The following is a 16,937-nucleotide window of genomic DNA, read 5'->3' as shown; positions in this document are numbered from 1 at the left end:
TTTTGTGCGTGATGTTGTGTTTTTCAGGGCGTGATAACCATCATCAACGCCCGCGCACCCGTGGTGCCCCGGTTCTCGATCACATGGGGAATATCTGCCGCATAACGGGCTGTATCCCCGGCCTCAGACACCTTTTCTTCACCACCGTTTTCAACCCACAGCGCGCCTTCAAGCACGGTCAGGTGCTCAACGGTGCCTTCGCCGTGGCCGTCTGATGCCAGCTTGCCGCCAACTTCCAGGCGCATATCATACCATTCCGTGTGTGAGACAAGGTCAATAGGCCCCAGAATTCTAAGCACACATTTGCCATCAGCGCTTTGTATCTCTGGTATCTGGTACGATTTTACGACTTCAAAAGCAGGCGCTTCATCGTCCGCCTCATTTGGCGCACCCAAGAGACTCGCAATATCAATGCCCAGCGATTGGGTCAGGCTCCATAGCGTTGCAAGCGTTGGGTTGGTAAGCCCGCGCTCAATTTGCGATAGCATGGATTTGGATACGCCGGACTTCTTGGCCAGCCCATCCAGCGTGAGCTTATGCTCTGCGCGCAGAGCTTTGATTTTTTGCCCAACGTCAGGCGGTGAATTGCGGGCCATGGTCTGTCCTTGGCGTATGAGAGTGCGAACTTGATTTGTTCACTATATTGAATTTTTCCCATGCGTCCAGCAAAAGGAAACTGTGGCAAAAAGCGCCACACTTTGCTGAAAAGTGTGCGCGTTTTTGCGGCGTAAGTGTGGCGTGTTTCGCCACACCCACTTACCGTGTATTGGCTGGTGTTGCGGCGTGCCGATTTTCGAGCCATGTAACGCCATATTGTACAATGTCGGCTGCCTCGAACAGGTAGCAGGTCGCTCGCCCGACCTTGCCTTGTGTATGCCGACCGTCAGCAAGATAGGCGAGGGCGATCGTCTCAACCGCGTCCATGCCGTCCTCAAGCGCGTAACAGTCCAGGATGCCGTTTGAATCCAGCTCATCGACCCTGAGCCAGATTTTTTTGCCTGCCTTGTCCAATACAGGCGCTTCATAACTCACCCGCCGCTTGTTCGGGATGTCAGCCAGCGCTTCAGCGTAATGAAGCACAGTGACAGCATCAAGCGGTGCACCAAGCAGCAACACCTTGCCGTCAATTGCGACAAGACGTTCGAGCGGAGAGCCTGGACCATAGGCATGGTCCTTTGGATGCGGGTGAACCAGATAAGCCGCCTGAGGGCCAATTGCCGCCATGGAAGAATCCGGGTGATTGCTACGTTCCACATCTTTCTGGCGCAGAAACGCTGTGTTCAATATGCCATATTCAGGTTCAGGTGGTGCGGTGCGGGGGTCGAAGGCAGGCCAAGCCTCGCGCTGCGCCGCGCTCATGGTCCGGCCATTCAGGGTTTCAGCATAGGGTGAGTGTGCCCATGAGACCATGGCCATGAGGTTCCCTCGCGGTGATACGCTATCATGCAGGGCGCGAACCACGCCGTCTGCACCGCCCTCAACCGGGCCAAGCGCGCGCAAGGAAGCATGCACCATAACAGTATCGCCGGGGTTAATGCCAAGGGCTCGCAGTTCGCTGCAGAGCCCATCTTTACCAAGAGCGTTTGTTGTCATCAGGTTGCCTCACGGTCAATTGCCCGAAGACTACGCTGAATGGACACGAGCCGAAAATCACAGTGCTGTTAGGAGTCTTCTAGTCCGCGCCGGTTTGCCACCCTGCTTCAAGTGCGGCTTTGGCTTCATTTTCACCCATGGTTATCAGATTCTGGATATCGGTTGCGTTAAAGTTGGTCACATCAATCGGCAAACGGTCTTCCGGGCGGACCTCAATAAACTCGATTATGTGTTTGCCGCGCGCTAGCAACTGGTCCCCCGGTGCCTTGCAGGCCCGGTTTACCTTTTTCACTTCGTCCAGATCATTGTTCATGATCTCGCTTGTCAGCGTGCCGATGGTGCGTTTCAGAAGCTTGAGGATGCTCTTGAAGTTCTTCCGCGCATAATCCGGCGTCATATGGTCGGGTTTCATGGCAATCACAGCCATTTGTTTTGCGCCGCGTTTGATCGCGGGTTTAAGAGGCGCGATATTACGCACCCCACCGTCCGCCAGCGGCATATTGTTCACCCACAGCAGCGGCATGGCTACCGGTTCGCGGGTGGAGGCAATCACATAGTCAAGGATATCGTCACCGAAAGTATCAACATCAGCGTCGAAATAGTCGCACGTTGCCATGTTGGTGACACCACAGGCGTAATATGCTGGGCTGGCGCGCAGGTTTTCAGGTTTGATATTGGCGCGGGCCAGGCTGGCGGCACCATCCATGGTGGTCAACCCATCAAAATTGCCAAACAGAATATTTGCCACCAGCCCTAGCGTGCCGCGCTTTTTGCCGATGGAAGCAAAGCTGGTGATGTTGTCGCGCCAGAAAGCTTCAAGCTCGTTGCCGATCTCACCCCAATCGGGGGTGTTGCCTGCAAGCACGGCTGCGCCCGCGCGGTCCGCGAGGAAGCCACCATTCATTGAGCCGACAGAGACACCATAAATGGCGTTCGGTGCAAACTTGCTGCCGTCCGGAAAGGTGTGGTTGAGAAGCGCCTTTACCGCGCCTGCCTGATAGGCGCCTTTTACATTGCCGCCCGAAAGCACGAGCGCACGATCAAATTGTGCCATTTGAAATCCCCCATTTGTTTGCCACCTCAATGCCTTCCAGCCTACATCAGTGCGGGAAAAATTTCCCTCAAAAATTTAGCTGATAGGGAGCAGGGGAGGTGTCGCGGATACGGCAGGCGGATGTGGGGGGTTGACCTTTTGGGCGTGTCGGTGTGTGAATAAGCAGCAATTTGACGCTAGGGACGAGGGCTAAAGTGGCTACCGGTACAGTGAAATGGTTCAACATGAGCAAGGGTTACGGTTTTATCGCGCCAGACGAAGGTGCAGATGACGTTTTTGTTCATATCTCCGCGCTTAAGGCAGCGGGTATCCCCGCGCTTGATGAGGACGACAGGGTTTCGTTCGAGATGGAAGAAGGCCCAAAAGGTCGCACGGTTGCGACTGACCTGAAGCGCCTCACCTAATCATCCGGGTTTGCGGCCACGGGTTTATCGTCAGTTGTTTTTTTGCAGGCCTCGACCTTGAAGAGCCGTCCGGCGGGTGAGACAGTCCAGCCTTGGATAAAGAGCGACGCCCCAACCATGATGAACACAAGGTTGAAGAAGTTCGGGGTCATTGGGCCGGGGCTGATAACCGGGATGATGGCAAGGAAGATGGGCACAGCACCCCTGAGGCCTACCCAGCCAACATAAAGCTTTTCATTCAGTGAAAACTTGAACGGCGCAAGGCACAACAGTACTGCCAAGGGCCGGGCGATGAAGATGAGGATGGCGGCAAGGATAAGCCCCTCCCCAAGAACTCCCGGCAGTGCGCTTGGGGTCACGAGCACACCCAGCATGACAAACATAGCAATTTGTGCCAGCCACGCCAGGCCTTCATGAAAGTGAGCCAGCCGTTCTTTCCCATGCTCGCCGGTGTTTGCAACCGTAACACCGAACAGGTAAACGGCCAGAAAGCCGGAACCGCCCGCCAATGCAACGCCAGAATAGGTACACATACCGGCCATCAGGAAAAAGGGTGAATTCAGCCCTGAAGGCAGTGTGACACGGCTGACGATGAAGGACGCGAGGGCGCCACCAGCTATGCCGCCAACAAGGCCGAGTCCCATTTGCTGTATGAAGCTTGGAGTCGCGCTGATGATGGACCCAAGGGTGAAATCTGCGTCCGTATCAACAATGGTGACAAAAGTGAGGGTCATGAAAATGGCGATGGGGTCGTTGAGGCCAGATTCGATGAACAGCGTGTCCTTGATTTTAGTTCGCGGTGCAACTTTGCTGTGGTTGAGCATCATGAAGGTGGCTGCCGCGTCTGTCGAGCCAACAACAGCACCAAGCAGCATGCCTTCCGCCAGCGGTCTGCCGAAAATGAAGTGATAGGCCACCCCAACGATGAGCGCAGTGAACAGCACACCAAAAGTGGCCAGAATGCCGGATGGCACCCCCGCCTTTTTAAAGTTCTTGAGTTTTGTATCCAACCCACCCGAGAGCAGGATCATGGCAAGGCACAAAGACCCCAACGTGTAGGCGAAACTGAAATTATCAAACTCGATCCCGCCCGGGCCATCCTCGCCAAGCAGCATACCAAAACCTAGAAAGAGCAGGAGGATAGGTGCTTGCACCTTGGAAGATAACGGCACGATCAGGATGCTGAATACAGCGATGCCGGTGAGGATAAAAATCAGCGCTTCCATCGGGGCAGTCGGCTCCTCATGTTGGTGTATCGGGGTGGTTGGCGTAGGTATACGGCAGGAAGCCGCTACCCTATCCTATCAATTGATGAACCATTTGTCTCTATTGTGGCGTGAGGTCATTAATTTTACCGGCCATCAGGGCGCGAATGTTGGTGGTGATGTCCTCAATAGGCCAAAACCACCATTCCAGTTCCAGCAGGCGTTTTACCAAGGTTTCATCAAACCGCATCTTGATCACACGGGCAGGGTTTCCGCCCACTATGGCATAGGGTGGTATGTTTTCCGTTACCACCGAACCCGCTGCGATAATGGCGCCGGAGCCGATCCTGACCCCCGGCATGATCATGGCCTTATAACCTATCCATACATCGTGGCCGACCACCGTGTCGCCCTTTGAGGGCAGGCCCATAAGAAGGTCCATATGTTCACCCCAGCTCTCCCCAAATATGGGGAAGGGAAAGGTGGATGGCCCATCCATGCGGTGGTTGGCGCCATTCATGATGAAGGTGGTACCCGTCGCAAACGCGCAAAAGCGACCAATTTCAAGTCGGTCCCCGTTTGCTTCATAGTGATAGAGCACATTACGTTCCTGAAAACATTCAGGCTCATGAGGGTCATCATAATAGCTATAGTCGCCCACGCTTATGTTGGGGCCGCTCATGATAGACTTGAGGAAAACGACGCGCTTGGTTGCTGCAAGCGGAAAGCGAGTGTCGGGGTTTGGTGCCGTTGCACCATTTGAAGGGGGTTTCTGCATAACAAAACCTATATCCGGAAAAGGGGAATTGGTGAGCCCTTTCGCCAGCTACGCCGGGTGCGGGGATATTCAGGCAGTTTTGTTCATTGGCAGGACGCTCCTCTTCTTGTCATTCATATAGGATATGGTTGTCCGGATCGCAACAGGGTGTTCCATATAGCGCTTGCCATAGGCATATATTTCGGATACGAACTAAATAGTTCGCATACGAAATATATGGATAAAAGCCAATGGCGGACCCCCGCATCTTCCATCTCCTGCATATGAGCCACCGGGCGATTTTTCGTGCCGCTGACCGGGTGCTGATGAACCGCTTCGGCATCACCGCAGCACAAAACGCGATGCTGCTGTATCTCTCAAAACACGAGGGGGCGATGATGGGCGCGGTGGCCGTGGCGCTGGGGCTGAAGAACGCAGCCATGTCGGGCCTCGTGGACCGGATGGAGCAAAAAGACCTTGTGGAGCGCAAGCCAAGTACCTCTGACGGACGGGCTTATGAGCTCTACCTCAGGCCCTATGGGCGCGATATTGCCGAACAATCCAAAGTTATTATCAAAGCCAGCAACGACTATCTGCTGGAGGGCCTTGATGACGGCAAACGCGATACCATTACCAATTTTTTGGAAACCATAATCGAACGCGCCGAAAACTTCGGCAGCCATGATCTTGACGATGAAGGACTGAAGCCATGACCGACCATATCCTTACCGAAATTCGCGACCGTGTTCTCCACATCACATTCAACCGCCCGGAGAAGAAAAACGCGCTCACGCACGCAATGTACGCCAAAATGGTTGAGGCCATGCGGGTAGCAGATGAGGACGACGGCGTGCGCGCTATCATGTTCACGGGCGCTGGTGATGTGTTCACGTCTGGTAATGACCTGGCTGATTTCCGCGATACGCCACCCCTTGGGGCTGATGCACCGGTGACCCAGTTCCTCGGCTGTTTGCTGAATGCGAAAAAACCGCTGGTGATGGCCGTGAACGGTATTGGTGTGGGCATTGGGCTCACCATGCTTTTACACGCCGATATTGTGTATGCGAGTGAAAATGCAGTGTTGCAGGCCCCGTTTGTTGATCTGGCGCTTGTGCCCGAGGCGGCGTCATCCCTTTTGCTGCCGCGCCTTGTGGGCCACGCTAAAGCGGCGGAGATTTTCATGCTTGGCAAGCGCGTGAGCGCAGACGAAGCTTACACCATGGGCCTTGTCTCCAAGGTCCTGAAAGCCGAGGATTTGGTGGATGCAGCAACAAAAGCTGCCGTAACGCTTGCGAAAAAAGCGCCGCAATCCCTGCAGCTTACTAAAAAGCTGATGCGCGGCGACCATGACGCGGTGGCTGCCCGTATGGCGGAAGAAGGCAAGCTGTTTGGTGAACGCCTGACCTCGCCTGAACTGATGGAGGCCATCATGGCCTTCATGCAGAAACGCGAACCAAATTTCGGCTGATGATGCGGGCCAATAACGCCCTAGATAATTATAGAATTTAGTTTAGAAAATGAGTAAGGTCGCTTCCCTGTCATGAGGAGGCGACCTTGGCCGACACCGATCAACCCGCAGATACCCCTGCAAAACCGTTGAAAACCTGGCGCACGCCAGAGGTTTGCCTTGTGCTGATGGCGGCGGCTGCGCCCTTCAGTTTTTCCATATGGATGGCACTGCTCAATAATTTTGCGCACGATCAGGCCCATTTTGGCGGCACCGAGATCGGTATATTGCAAAGCCTCAGGGAAATACCCGGTTTTCTGGCGTTCACGGCGGTGTTTGTACTGCTGATATTGAGGGAGCAGGTTTTTGCCGTGCTGTCGCTATCGCTCCTTGGGCTTGGGGTTGCGCTGACCGGGTTTTTCCCTACCGAATATGGGCTTTATTTCACCACTGTCATCATGTCGGTCGGCTTCCACTATTTTGAGACGATCCAGATGTCGCTCTCCTTACAGTGGCTGCCAAAAGAGATCGCGCCTAAAGCGCTTGGCTGGCAGATGTCCGCCAAATCAGTGGCATCTATCGCCGCATTCGGCCTTGTATGGCTGGGGCTTGAGCTTTTGGGGCTTGATTTCATCTGGCTTTATATGTTTGGCGGCGGCGTGACAGTTGCGCTTGCGCTTTATATCTGGGCTACGTTTCCGCGCTATGAAGGGCATGAAGTTCAGCACAAGAAAATCATCCTGCGCAAACGCTACTGGCTTTATTATGCGCTCACCTTCATGGGCGGTGCCCGGCGGCAGATATTTGTGGTGTTCGCGGGCTTCCTGCTTGTCTCAAAATTTGGATACTCAGCGTCGGAAGTGGCGGCGCTTTATCTCGCCAACCACATAATCACGTCGTTTGTTGCTCCCATGCTTGGCGGTTTTATCACCCGTTTTGGGGAGCGGAACGCGCTCATCGTTGAATATATCGGCCTGATCGCCGTCTTCCTTGGTTATGCCTATGCGGCAACGCCCGAGGTGGCGGCGGTGCTTTATGTGCTTGATCACCTGTTCTTCTCGTTCGCGATTGCACAAAAAAGCTACCTGCAAAAAATTGCGGACGCACGGGACATTGCCGCCACATCAAGCGTGAGCTTCTCGATCAACCATATAGCAGCTGTTGCGATACCGTTCCTGTTTGGCGCGTTCCTATGGCCAATCTCGCCCGTTTATGTGTTTATCGCAGGCGCCATCATGGCTGGTGTGTCGCTCATACTGTCCCTCAATGTGCCGCGCACCCCCTTGCCGGGCAATGAGGTGGTGGTGGGGCACCGCTCTGTCCCCATCGCGGCGGAATAGGCAAAAGCGATTGGCCTTTCTGATTGCTCAGGGTTAAACTTGCGCTATCTGAACCGGGGGAGGACCAAATGACTGAGCCGCTTACCAAAATCGTATTTCTGCTTGTTGGGTTGATCAATTTCGTGCCGATCATGGGCGTGATGGGCCCTAGCACCCTTGGCGCCCTTTATGGTGTGGAGGTAGGCGATGACGCGACACTCACCCTTTTGATGCAGCACCGTGCCATGCTGTTTGGAATATTGGGCGGGTTTATCCTTCTGGCAAGCTTTCGCGCGGGCCTGCGTACGCCCGCCATGATGCTCGGTTACCTGAGTATGCTTGGGTTCATCGTGCTTTACCTGGGTTCCGGCTCACCGGATGCGCTCACAAACATCTTCTGGACCGACGTTGCCGGGTGCGTGCTGTTTGCCGTGCCCTTGCTGGTTGCTCGCCTCAACGCTGGCCAGACGACCGACCCGGCGTAATCGCATTTGCGCCTTTGGATTCTGCTGATATATGAAACCATTGATGATGGCTGTGATTGAGTTGAAGGCAGGGTTGATATGGCAGACGGTACGGTGATGCGCGCGGACGACCAGCTTGATTTCCTCAGGAAACATGGCTGGGGCAGTGCCGATATCACGCCGCTTATCCCCGATGCGTCTTACCGTAGTTACAAACGCCTCACCCTCGAGGACGAGTGCCGCATGCTGATGGATGCGCCGCCGCCGCGTGAAAACCTGAATGCCTACCTTGATATGACGACGCACCTCAAAAGTCTTGGCTTGCGTGTGCCTGACATTTTTGCGGAAGACCGAACACTTGGGTATGCGCTGATTGAGGATTTTGGCGATGATACCTTCACTCGCCTTCTGGAAGCAGGCACAGATGCCCGCGCACTTTACCTGATCGCGACCGATATTCTCATCAAACTTCATAGCCACAAGAACGCGCGTAATATCGCGCTTGCGCCTTATGATATGCCGTCGCTGCTGCGGGAGGCCGCGCTGTTTGTGGATTGGTTTGTGCCAGCGGTGCGCGGGCAAGGCGTGAGCACAGCGGAGCGCACGCGGTATATGACAGCGTTTGAAGCGGCGCTTGGAGGGGTGGCTGAGTGCAGGGATGCGCTCGTGCTCAGGGATTTCCATGTGGATAACCTGATGATTGTGGGCGGGACGTTTGACACAAGCCACTGTGGGCTGCTCGACTATCAGGATGCGCTTATCGGCTCCCCCGCCTATGATGTGATTTCGCTAATTGAAGACGCACGCTGTGATGTGGGCACGGATATTCGCGCCGCGGTGCTTGAGCGTTATTTCAAGGGAGTGCCGGGAGTCGACCGGGAGGCCTTCACCTCAGACATGATGTTGTTGGGCGCACAGCGCAGCGCCAAGATCGCCGGGCTTTTTATTCGGCTCAGCAGGCGCGATAATAAACATATCTACCTCAAACATCTGCCGCGCGTGAACCGCCACCTGAACAACTGTTTGCAGGCCGATGCGCTCGAAGGCGTGCGAGAGGCTGTATACGCCATGCTGCCGGGTTTCCCCGACGTCGCCTATTAGATTGCTATGTAAGCTTGGTTATTTGCGGTTTTTCGCGAGGATATCCATAAAGAGCACATCATAAGCGTCGATCATGCCCTCGAGTGAAAAGTCATGCTTTGCTTTAGCTTGATTGGACGCTCCGATGCGCTTGCCACTTTCGGGTCTGTTGAGGAGGGCAGAAAGGTTGCGGGCTAGCGCGCCTGCGCTGATTTCCTGCACATAGGGCGCGTTCTGGGAGCTGACCATCTCCGCCACATCTCCCACGTCGGTGGAGACAATAGGCAGACCCGCCGACATGGCTTCAATGACAGAAAGCGGCATCTGTTCAGTGTCAGACGACAGGGCAAAAATCTCAAAAGCTGAGACGATGTTTTCGGGCTTATCCAAATTGCCGGTGAAAATCACCTTGTCATAAAGGCCGATGCGTTCCGTGAGCATCTTGAGCGGTTTCATGCCTATGCCGTCGCCCACTATCACAAGGCGCGCTTTTGGGTACAGCTCGCTGACCTGCGCAAACGCCTCAATCAAGCGGCCCACGTTTTTTTCAGGTCGAAGGGCGGCAACAGTGCCGATGATGCGGTGGTCATTTTCAAGGCCCAGCTTCGCCATCAATGCGCGGTCAGGCGGGCAGATGAAACGTTCAACGTCGATGCCGTTAGGGATATAGTGTAATTTGCGCGAGCGGATGTGCCAACTGCGGCGGGCGATCGTCTCAAGCGTATGAGAGGGCACCACAACACCGTCACAGGCCTGGTAAGCAATCATGCGGGTAAGCTTGCGGTGCAGCTTTTCGCGTGTCTGCTCGTCCGGGCCAAAACCATCCTGAATGTGAACGGACGGGCATTTTTTGTTGAGGAGGTTCGAGAGTGCCCATTCAACGCTGCCCCAGTTATAGGTGATCAGCAGGTCGGGCGTGTATTCCTTGATCAGCTTGCTGCAAGCGCGAATGGCTGAAAGCCCGCTTTTGTCTGGGAAGCGGGGCAGTTCTTCTTTGGGAATTGCCACGTCGCGGATAAGCGATAGCGCATCGTAACAACCATTCATGGCAAATACGGAATGGGTGAAGCGGCCTTGCCTTCGGTTGATCAGGCTCACGAGCCGACGCTGGGCGCCGCCAACCTCGAAGGACGGGAAAACATGCAATATCCGTGGTTTAACCGACAACGCTGTGCTCCCAGTCGCATCTGATTTCCCCTCCTGTCATACTGGCAGGAGGGGGGTGAGATCAAGCGGGAAAGGCTATCGGTGTTTCGCGTAAAAGTGATCAGTGGCTCATGAAAATGGGCAATTTGCTTTTCGCCACGATATGCCGAGTTACACCACCGAGTACCAACTCGCGCCAGCGGGAGTGGGAATAGGCGCCCAAAACGATGGTATCTGCGGCTATATCTGCGGCGAGCGTGAGCAATTGGTTGCCGATAGAATTGTCTTCCACATTTTCATGTCGCGCACGGGCTTTGATGCCGTACTCACCAAGGTAGGCTTTGATGTCGTCAAGGCCGGGGCGCGCGTCGTCCATATCGCCGATCTGCACCACGGTGACTTTCTCTGCATCAATGAGCATGGGCATGGCACCGCCCACGGCGCGTGCGCCTTCCGCTCTGCCGTTCCAGGCGATCATCACGTGGCGACCAACTTCGCGGGTGTAGCCCGAAGGCACCATCAATACAGACCGGCCGGAGCGGAAGATCAGGTCGTGGAAGATATCGTCACTATCAGGGATTTCGCTGTCTGGTTTATTGCAGATGGCAAGGTCGGCGGTGCGGGCACGCCTGCCAACATGGTCAGTTATCTGGCCAGTCACTGTCGTCCAGCGGGCGCGGGCATGATCACTATGCTCATCGCCCTTCAGAATCTTGATATCTGCGGCCTGCATGCAGGCTCGAAAATCCTTTTCGGCTTTTGCAGCATTGGCCAAGCCTTCCTTTTCCGCCGTGTCGCAAAGCTGCTGGATCATGTCTGCTGTCAAGCCTTCGCCCATGAAGGGGATGGCGAGGCGCGGATCAGGCCGAATGAACAACCCGTGCAGTGACGCACGAAAGCGCAAAGTCAGGTCTGCCGCGATACGGCTTAACGTTTCTGTATCCACGCAATAAGTGAGGGGGAGCAGAATAGATTTCATCGAATTTGCCTCCTTCTGGTTTCGGCCCTATAGAAGGTATTGAGACATTGGCCGGGTTTGGTCTTTGATTTGGATCAAAAGTAACAAATAAGACCAAGAACGGTTCATCAAGCGTTCACTGCCGTCACAGTAAGAGTATAACCCATGAAACGACTTATTTATATTGTACTCTTGATCGCAGCGCTGCCGCTGATGCCACATCCATCGGGTTCCGGCACCAGTTGGGCTGTGCTCGCGGCAGATGAACAGGATGACGTGCTGAAAGCGATCAAGCGCGGCGACGTCATGCCCTATTCAAAAATCAAACGCATTGCCGAATCGAAACTGAACGGTGTGGTGGTTGGCCAGCAACTCCGCCGTACCAACCGTGGTTGGCAATACGACCTTAGAGTCAGGCGTAAAGATGGCAGAGTTATGGTTGCCATAGTTAACGCACAAACTGGTGAGATTCTGCGCACACGATAGGGCCCAGCCGATGCGGGTTCCACCTTGATGGGGAAAGACTTATGCGGATTTTGATTGTTGAGGATGATGCGGCGCTGGCGGCGCAGATGAAACAAAGTCTGATAGACGTTGGCTATTCGGTTGATCATGCGGAAGACGGCGAAGACGGCCATTTCCTCGGTGATACTGAGCCTTACGACGCCATTATCCTGGATCTTGGCCTTCCGATCATGGACGGCGCGAGCGTGCTCAAGAAATGGCGCTCAGACGGCCGCGAAATGCCGGTGCTTATCCTCACCGCTCGCGACGGCTGGACCGACAAGGTTGAAGGCCTGGATGCAGGTGCAGATGATTACCTGACCAAACCGTTCATGATGGAAGAGCTGCTGGCGCGGCTTCGTGCGCTCATCCGCCGCTCTGTCGGGCAATCCAGCCCGCAGTTTAGCTGTGGCCCTGTTATTCTCGATACGCGAAACGGACGTGTAAGTGTGGATGGTCGCGCGATCAAGCTGACCGCACAGGAATTCAAGCTGCTCTCTTACCTGATGCACCACGAAGGCAAGGTGATCTCACGTACCGAGTTGACCGAACATATCTATGATCAGGATTTTGACCGGGATTCGAACACAATTGAGGTGTTTGTGAACCGGATCAGGAAAAAGCTGGACGTGCCGATCATTGGCACAGTGCGCGGGCTTGGGTATCGGCTTGAATGGCAGGAGGGTAAGGCGTGATCACGGCTTCTGGCCGTTTTTTCAGATCCCTTACCGGGCGGCTTTTGCTGTCCGCCCTCCTGTGGTCTGCCGCAGCCCTTGCCATTGGTGGCATGCTGCTTTCTTTTGCTTTTCGCTCCTACGTTCTGCGTGATATCGACCAGAAGCTTGAGATGCAGATCGACACCATGGTGGGAATCAGTGAAATCTCTCCCGAAGGCGTGTTGAGGTTCAGCCAGCCACTACTGGACCAGCGTTTCGCCGCCCCCTATTCAGGCTGGTATTGGCAGATTTCCGAGATAGACAACCCGCCGTTTCGCTCCCGCAGTTTGTGGGATTTTGAGCTTACGCCTGACCTGAACGCACGCGCCTTTTCCCTCCGGCTTTCAGAAGTGGAAGGGCCGGACGGCCAGATGCTCCGTATGGCGGAGCGGGATATCATCCTGCCTGAAGCCGACCGCATTTTCCGCTATCAGGTCGGTACTGACACCGCGGAGGTGCGGGAGGCTATCGCCCAGTTTAACTGGCTTTTGATGGGTGCGCTTGCGCTTATCATGCTCACGGTGTCGCTCGCGCTTGTTATTCAGGTGGCTTATGGGCTCCGACCGCTCAGGAACCTGAGACGCGCACTTACAGAGGTGCGTAGCGGTCATAAAGCGCGAATTGAAGGGGACTGGCCGGAAGACCTGAAGCCTCTCGCGCAAGAGATTAACGCCCTTGTGGATCAGAACGAAAAGTTGGTGGATCGGGCCCGCACGCATGTGGGCAATCTGGCGCACGCGCTGAAAACACCGCTGAGCGTTATCCTCAACGAGGTTGAGGGCGATAATAGTAAAAAGGGCCAGGCCATTACCCTACAAACCAAAAGCATCCGTGACCATATCGATCACCACCTGAAGCGCGCGCGCATTGCTGGAGGCGGTAGCGGACCGGGCTTGCCAATTCAGGAACGGGTGGAAAAGCTCGGCCGGGCTATCGAGCGACTAAACCGTGACAAAGGGTTGAGTGTTGAGGTGACATGCCCGAGTGAGCTCAAATTTGACGGTGAAAAAGAAGACTTCGACGAGCTTCTGGGCAACATCGTTGATAATGCCGGTAAATGGGCGCATTCAATCGTGCGCCTGACCGCTGCGCCGGTTACCTCACAGCATCGCCGCCCGATGATGGAAATTCGGGTGGAAGATGACGGCCCAGGCGTGCCAGCGGATGAGCGCGAAACCTTGTTTGAGCGCGGAAAACGACTTGATGAACATGTGCCTGGTACAGGGCTTGGGCTCGCGATCGCGCGTGATATCGTTGAACTATATGGCGGGCAGGCATCGCTTGAAGAAGCCAGCCTTGGTGGCTTGGCGGTTATCCTGCTGTTGCCTGCAAAATAGCTTTAGGCCTAACGTCCCTTGTAAGCAGTTGCTGCCATTAAGCCCCATCCCGCCATCAGCGCAAGGCCCCCGATTGGTGTGATCCAGTGAAAAGAACCAAGGCTGCCGGGCCCCATAACGGCACGCACGTAAAGGCTACCTGAAAACGCTATTATACCCAGGATGAAAGCGTAGGCCGAGCGGCTGCCGGTTATGTGGGTGCCGTCGCCTCTGCTCATTAGCCACGCAAGCCCAAGGAGCGCGAGTGCGTGATAAAACTGGAAAGTGGCTGCTTGTGTGAAAAGAGATTTGTCCTGCTCTGCGATCCGGCTTGCAAGCAGATGGGCGCCAAGTGCGGATGCGGCAGTGGCGATAAAACCGTTAAGGGCGGCAACCGCCGCTACTGTCGAGATTTTCACATTAGGGCCTTTATTCCGGGTTATTGTTGTCAGAGTGATGCTAGGTTATCTTTATCACCCAGAGGTAGCAATGATAACGATACATATGTCGGGCGCAAGCGCGAAGTCATGGCTACTTCTTGGTGTTAATTTGCCCTAAAGGGTAGGGAAAGCAAGCGTTGCAGACTTCATCATTTGATGAAAGCAATGCTTGGCAAGGCTGTAATTTATGGTACAGTTATTACAGTAAAAATTGTATTTAGCACGGTGTGCGCGCAGTTGGACGGGGGTCGAGCTGCTTGAGAGAGGCAAATAGTTGCACGTGTGGGCGGTGTCTGGTGTTTGTGGGTTTGAAGCCAAAACGCCGGGATTTCCGAAGGAGGCAAGTGGTAACTATCAGGCAAAGGTTGGGGCGCTGATTTTTGTTTCCGGCAATATGCCGGGCCCTTGGTGCAGAGTTGACCAAGGGTAGGTAAGGAGACCGCAGTGCTGCAGGAAATTATAAATACCGCCAATATGGGCTTTGTTGTTGTTGGGCCCCAGCTTGATATTCGCCTCTGGAACCGCTGGATGGTCCAGGTAACTGGTATTGAGAGCGAAGTGGCCTGTTGCAAGACGCTTCTGGAAGCGTTGCCATCTATCAAACATTCCTCCCTGGTTGAGAAAGTTGAAGCCGCGCTTGAGAAAGGCATGTCGGTCAGACTGCCATCGGGTAAAGGAAACCAGATATCAGAGCTAGGCGCGGTCAATATCCTCGTACAGCCGCTGAAGGCAAAGCGTCATCTGCATACGCTGAGGCCGCTTAGTGAAGAGAGGGCGGACCCGCTGTGCCTTATCCAGTTTAGTGTTCAAAGTGAAAAGCCGCTTATTGCACCAGCGGTGACGCCGGATACGGCGCCCAGCGTTGCTGACAATGCAGCGGATGCACGGTTCGAGTTTCTCGCTACAATCGGCCACCAGATCAGGACACCCGTGAACGGTGTACTCGGTGTGGCGGACCTGCTTGCAGGAACACAGCTTAACCATGAGCAGCGCAAATATGTTGAGCTCCTCGTACGGTCAGGACAATCGCTTCTCGATTTCATTAACGAGATGACCGACCTGTCCCTTCTGGAGGCTGGTCAGGTGACGCTGTCACATGAGACATTTAACCTGCCGCGCCTGATGCAGGACGTGATGAACCTGTTTGCGTCCAGTGGCTCCGTCAAAGGGGTGCAGGGGGTGGTTGACCTGCCAAAGGGGCTGCCTACCTTTATCCGCGCTGACGTGCACAAGATCAGGCAGATCCTTGTAAACTTGCTCAGCAACGCCTTCAAGTTCACAGACAGGGGCCGTGTTTGCCTGAATGTCTCTTATTCTGGCGGGACAGAGCAGGGCACGCTGGTGTTTGAGGTTGCCGACACCGGTGTTGGTATCCCGCCCGCGCGGATCAACGGGCTTTTTGAAAAGCTGCGTATGGATTCGACCGGTATTTCGCGCCTTTTTAATAAAACCGGGCTTGGGCTTTATATCTGCCACGAGCTGGTTGAGCTTTTTGGGGGCGAGATCAGGGTAGAAAGCGGGGTCGGGCAAGGCACGACCTTTACAGTTTCATTGCCGGTTGAGGTCGCAGATGAACACACGGGCCTTGCGACGGAGAGTGGTAAAAGCAAACCGGCGCGAACAGAAGATCAGGGATCGTGGCGTGTTCTTGTCGCCGAAGATAACCCGATCAACCAGACACTGATCTGTAAACTTTTAGAGAACCAAGGTCACTCGGTTGTGCTGACCACAAATGGACAGGAAGCCGTGACGGCTGTGCAGATCCAGGAACCGTTCGACATTATCCTGATGGATATCAGCATGCCGGTGATGGATGGACTGGAGGCAACCGCCCTGATCCGTTCGCTCGTAGGCCGCAATGGCCGTGTGCCAATTATCGCCCTTACGGCCCACGCCATGGGCGGGGACCGTGAGCTATTCCTTGAGGCTGGGATGGACGGTTATCACAGCAAACCGGTCGACCCGCCAAAGCTTTTCGAAGCCATGGCGCGCGCGATTGAGGAGCATAAGCGCGACAAGTCTAGGGTATTTGCTAGGGAACAAGGACAATTGGTACGCCCAGAGAATGAGCGAGCGAATTTGCCACACTCCCCAGAATTAGATCCCCGACGCGGGAGCGACCCCTACGACCAGTGAAAACAAAAGCCGGGCGTTCCGCTTTCGCGCGCTCGCGAATGACTTTCACCGGGTGGCCCCAGTGAAACTCTGATGTCATGGACACGCCGCTCTTTTCATGTTTCTGAAGGATGGGCCCAAAAATCTGTGAATGGGCCGAGTGCTCTTCCTCTTCCCTCTCTACTGGCCGTGTGGAGATTTCCTCAAGGGTCATGGGCTGAAGACCAGACCATGGAATAACCGTGATTAAACGAACCTCGGCACCAGTTTTCTGGGCAAGACCGACGGCATGATCGGCTGCGCGCTCGCCCCATTCACTGCCGTCAACTGCAACAAGATAGAGATTGTTCTTTTTCGTCATGAGTATCCCCTTTCAAATGGATGATTGGGGGTACTCTATCGATGATTAACGGCTGCGG

General features: G+C 54.8%; 19 protein-coding genes. 10 read left to right on the top strand and 9 right to left on the bottom strand.

What is annotated here, in order from left to right; translation table 11 throughout:
- Nucleotides 1-23 precede the first annotated feature (23 nt).
- The 3 genes from ACOOGA_RS03475 to ACOOGA_RS03465 form a co-directional block, all read right to left on the bottom strand.
- Nucleotides 24-596 carry a helix-turn-helix domain-containing protein gene (locus ACOOGA_RS03475; protein ID WP_417460322.1) on the bottom strand — a complete coding sequence of 191 codons (573 nt, stop codon included), beginning with the start codon at nt 594-596 and terminating at the stop codon, nt 24-26.
- Nucleotides 597-756: 160 nt separating this feature from the next.
- Nucleotides 757-1,593 (bottom strand): aminoglycoside 3-N-acetyltransferase, encoded by an 837-nt coding sequence (gene aac(3), locus ACOOGA_RS03470; protein ID WP_417460321.1) that lies wholly within the window; start codon nt 1,591-1,593, stop codon nt 757-759.
- Nucleotides 1,594-1,672: 79 nt separating this feature from the next.
- Complete coding sequence (locus ACOOGA_RS03465) at nt 1,673-2,647, bottom strand: patatin-like phospholipase family protein (RefSeq protein WP_417460320.1); 975 nt, start codon at nt 2,645-2,647, stop codon at nt 1,673-1,675.
- 194 nt (nt 2,648-2,841) lie between these two features.
- Between ACOOGA_RS03465 and ACOOGA_RS03460 the strand changes: the two genes are divergently transcribed.
- A complete protein-coding gene (locus ACOOGA_RS03460) occupies nt 2,842-3,051 on the top strand; it encodes a cold-shock protein (RefSeq protein ID WP_417460319.1) in 210 nt (69 codons plus the stop codon).
- Here ACOOGA_RS03460 and ACOOGA_RS03455 read toward each other — a convergent pair.
- On the bottom strand, nt 3,048-4,277 hold the full coding sequence (locus tag ACOOGA_RS03455; RefSeq protein ID WP_417460318.1) for a potassium/proton antiporter: 1,230 nt from the start codon (nt 4,275-4,277) through the stop codon (nt 3,048-3,050). The two genes, ACOOGA_RS03460 and ACOOGA_RS03455, sit on opposite strands and share 4 nt — an antisense overlap.
- 100 nt (nt 4,278-4,377) lie before the next feature.
- Nucleotides 4,378-5,034, bottom strand: a complete 657-nt coding sequence (locus ACOOGA_RS03450; RefSeq protein WP_417460317.1) for a CatB-related O-acetyltransferase — start codon at nt 5,032-5,034, stop codon at nt 4,378-4,380.
- A 230-nt stretch (nt 5,035-5,264) separates the two neighbouring features.
- Between ACOOGA_RS03450 and ACOOGA_RS03445 the strand changes: the two genes are divergently transcribed.
- The 5 genes from ACOOGA_RS03445 (at nt 5,265) to ACOOGA_RS03425 (ending at nt 9,344) form a co-directional block, all read left to right on the top strand.
- Nucleotides 5,265-5,726 carry a MarR family winged helix-turn-helix transcriptional regulator gene (locus ACOOGA_RS03445; RefSeq protein ID WP_417460316.1) on the top strand — a complete coding sequence of 154 codons (462 nt, stop codon included), beginning with the start codon at nt 5,265-5,267 and terminating at the stop codon, nt 5,724-5,726.
- On the top strand, nt 5,723-6,481 hold the full coding sequence (locus tag ACOOGA_RS03440; protein ID WP_417460315.1) for an enoyl-CoA hydratase: 759 nt from the start codon (nt 5,723-5,725) through the stop codon (nt 6,479-6,481). Before ACOOGA_RS03445 ends, ACOOGA_RS03440 begins: the two co-directional genes overlap by 4 nt.
- Nucleotides 6,482-6,567: 86 nt before the next feature.
- Nucleotides 6,568-7,800, top strand: coding sequence for an MFS transporter (locus tag ACOOGA_RS03435; protein WP_417460314.1), 1,233 nt, complete (start codon nt 6,568-6,570; stop codon nt 7,798-7,800).
- Between the two features lie 68 nt (nt 7,801-7,868).
- Nucleotides 7,869-8,264, top strand: a complete 396-nt coding sequence (locus tag ACOOGA_RS03430; protein WP_417460313.1) for a phosphopantetheine adenylyltransferase — start codon at nt 7,869-7,871, stop codon at nt 8,262-8,264.
- A 78-nt stretch (nt 8,265-8,342) separates the two neighbouring features.
- Nucleotides 8,343-9,344, top strand: coding sequence for an aminoglycoside phosphotransferase family protein (locus ACOOGA_RS03425; protein WP_417460312.1), 1,002 nt, complete (start codon nt 8,343-8,345; stop codon nt 9,342-9,344).
- Between the two features lie 18 nt (nt 9,345-9,362).
- Here the strand turns inward: ACOOGA_RS03425 and ACOOGA_RS03420 are convergent, their stop codons facing one another.
- Together ACOOGA_RS03420 and ACOOGA_RS03415 are read right to left on the bottom strand one after the other, a co-directional pair.
- Nucleotides 9,363-10,490: a glycosyltransferase gene (locus tag ACOOGA_RS03420; RefSeq protein ID WP_417460311.1), complete on the bottom strand. Its 1,128-nt coding sequence runs from the start codon at nt 10,488-10,490 to the stop codon at nt 9,363-9,365.
- Between the two features lie 100 nt (nt 10,491-10,590).
- Nucleotides 10,591-11,415, bottom strand: coding sequence for a universal stress protein (locus ACOOGA_RS03415; protein WP_420429472.1), 825 nt, complete (start codon nt 11,413-11,415; stop codon nt 10,591-10,593).
- A gap of 177 nt (nt 11,416-11,592) precedes the next feature.
- Between ACOOGA_RS03415 and ACOOGA_RS03410 the strand changes: the two genes are divergently transcribed.
- From ACOOGA_RS03410 to ACOOGA_RS03400, 3 genes are read left to right on the top strand one after another with little or no spacing between them, the layout of a single operon-like run.
- Nucleotides 11,593-11,913: a PepSY domain-containing protein gene (locus tag ACOOGA_RS03410; RefSeq protein WP_417460309.1), complete on the top strand. Its 321-nt coding sequence runs from the start codon at nt 11,593-11,595 to the stop codon at nt 11,911-11,913.
- Nucleotides 11,914-11,954: 41 nt separating this feature from the next.
- The gene (locus ACOOGA_RS03405) at nt 11,955-12,626 is read left to right on the top strand and encodes a response regulator transcription factor (RefSeq protein WP_417460308.1); all 672 of its coding nucleotides are present in this window, start codon (nt 11,955-11,957) and stop codon (nt 12,624-12,626) included.
- Nucleotides 12,623-13,984: an ATP-binding protein gene (locus ACOOGA_RS03400; RefSeq protein WP_417460307.1), complete on the top strand. Its 1,362-nt coding sequence runs from the start codon at nt 12,623-12,625 to the stop codon at nt 13,982-13,984. The genes ACOOGA_RS03405 and ACOOGA_RS03400 overlap by 4 nt, the downstream gene beginning before the upstream one ends.
- An 8-nt stretch (nt 13,985-13,992) precedes the next feature.
- On the opposite strand, the gene ACOOGA_RS03395 is transcribed toward ACOOGA_RS03400, so the two are convergent.
- Nucleotides 13,993-14,382, bottom strand: a complete 390-nt coding sequence (locus ACOOGA_RS03395; protein WP_417460306.1) for a DUF423 domain-containing protein — start codon at nt 14,380-14,382, stop codon at nt 13,993-13,995.
- Nucleotides 14,383-14,847: 465 nt separating this feature from the next.
- Here ACOOGA_RS03395 and ACOOGA_RS03390 point away from each other — a divergent pair, with 465 nt between their 5' ends.
- Nucleotides 14,848-16,539: an ATP-binding protein gene (locus ACOOGA_RS03390; protein WP_417460305.1), complete on the top strand. Its 1,692-nt coding sequence runs from the start codon at nt 14,848-14,850 to the stop codon at nt 16,537-16,539.
- On the opposite strand, the gene ACOOGA_RS03385 is transcribed toward ACOOGA_RS03390, so the two are convergent.
- The gene (locus ACOOGA_RS03385; RefSeq protein ID WP_417460304.1) at nt 16,436-16,879 is read right to left on the bottom strand and encodes a universal stress protein; all 444 of its coding nucleotides are present in this window, start codon (nt 16,877-16,879) and stop codon (nt 16,436-16,438) included. The two genes, ACOOGA_RS03390 and ACOOGA_RS03385, sit on opposite strands and share 104 nt — an antisense overlap.
- Nucleotides 16,880-16,937 lie beyond the last annotated feature (58 nt).

The sequence above is a fragment of the Kordiimonas sp. genome (genome assembly GCF_965216265.1).
In the GTDB taxonomy this organism is placed as follows: Bacteria; Pseudomonadota; Alphaproteobacteria; order Sphingomonadales; family Kordiimonadaceae; genus Kordiimonas.
The sequence above is the reverse complement of the archived record's forward strand: the minus strand, read 5'-3'. Positions and strand labels throughout refer to the sequence as shown.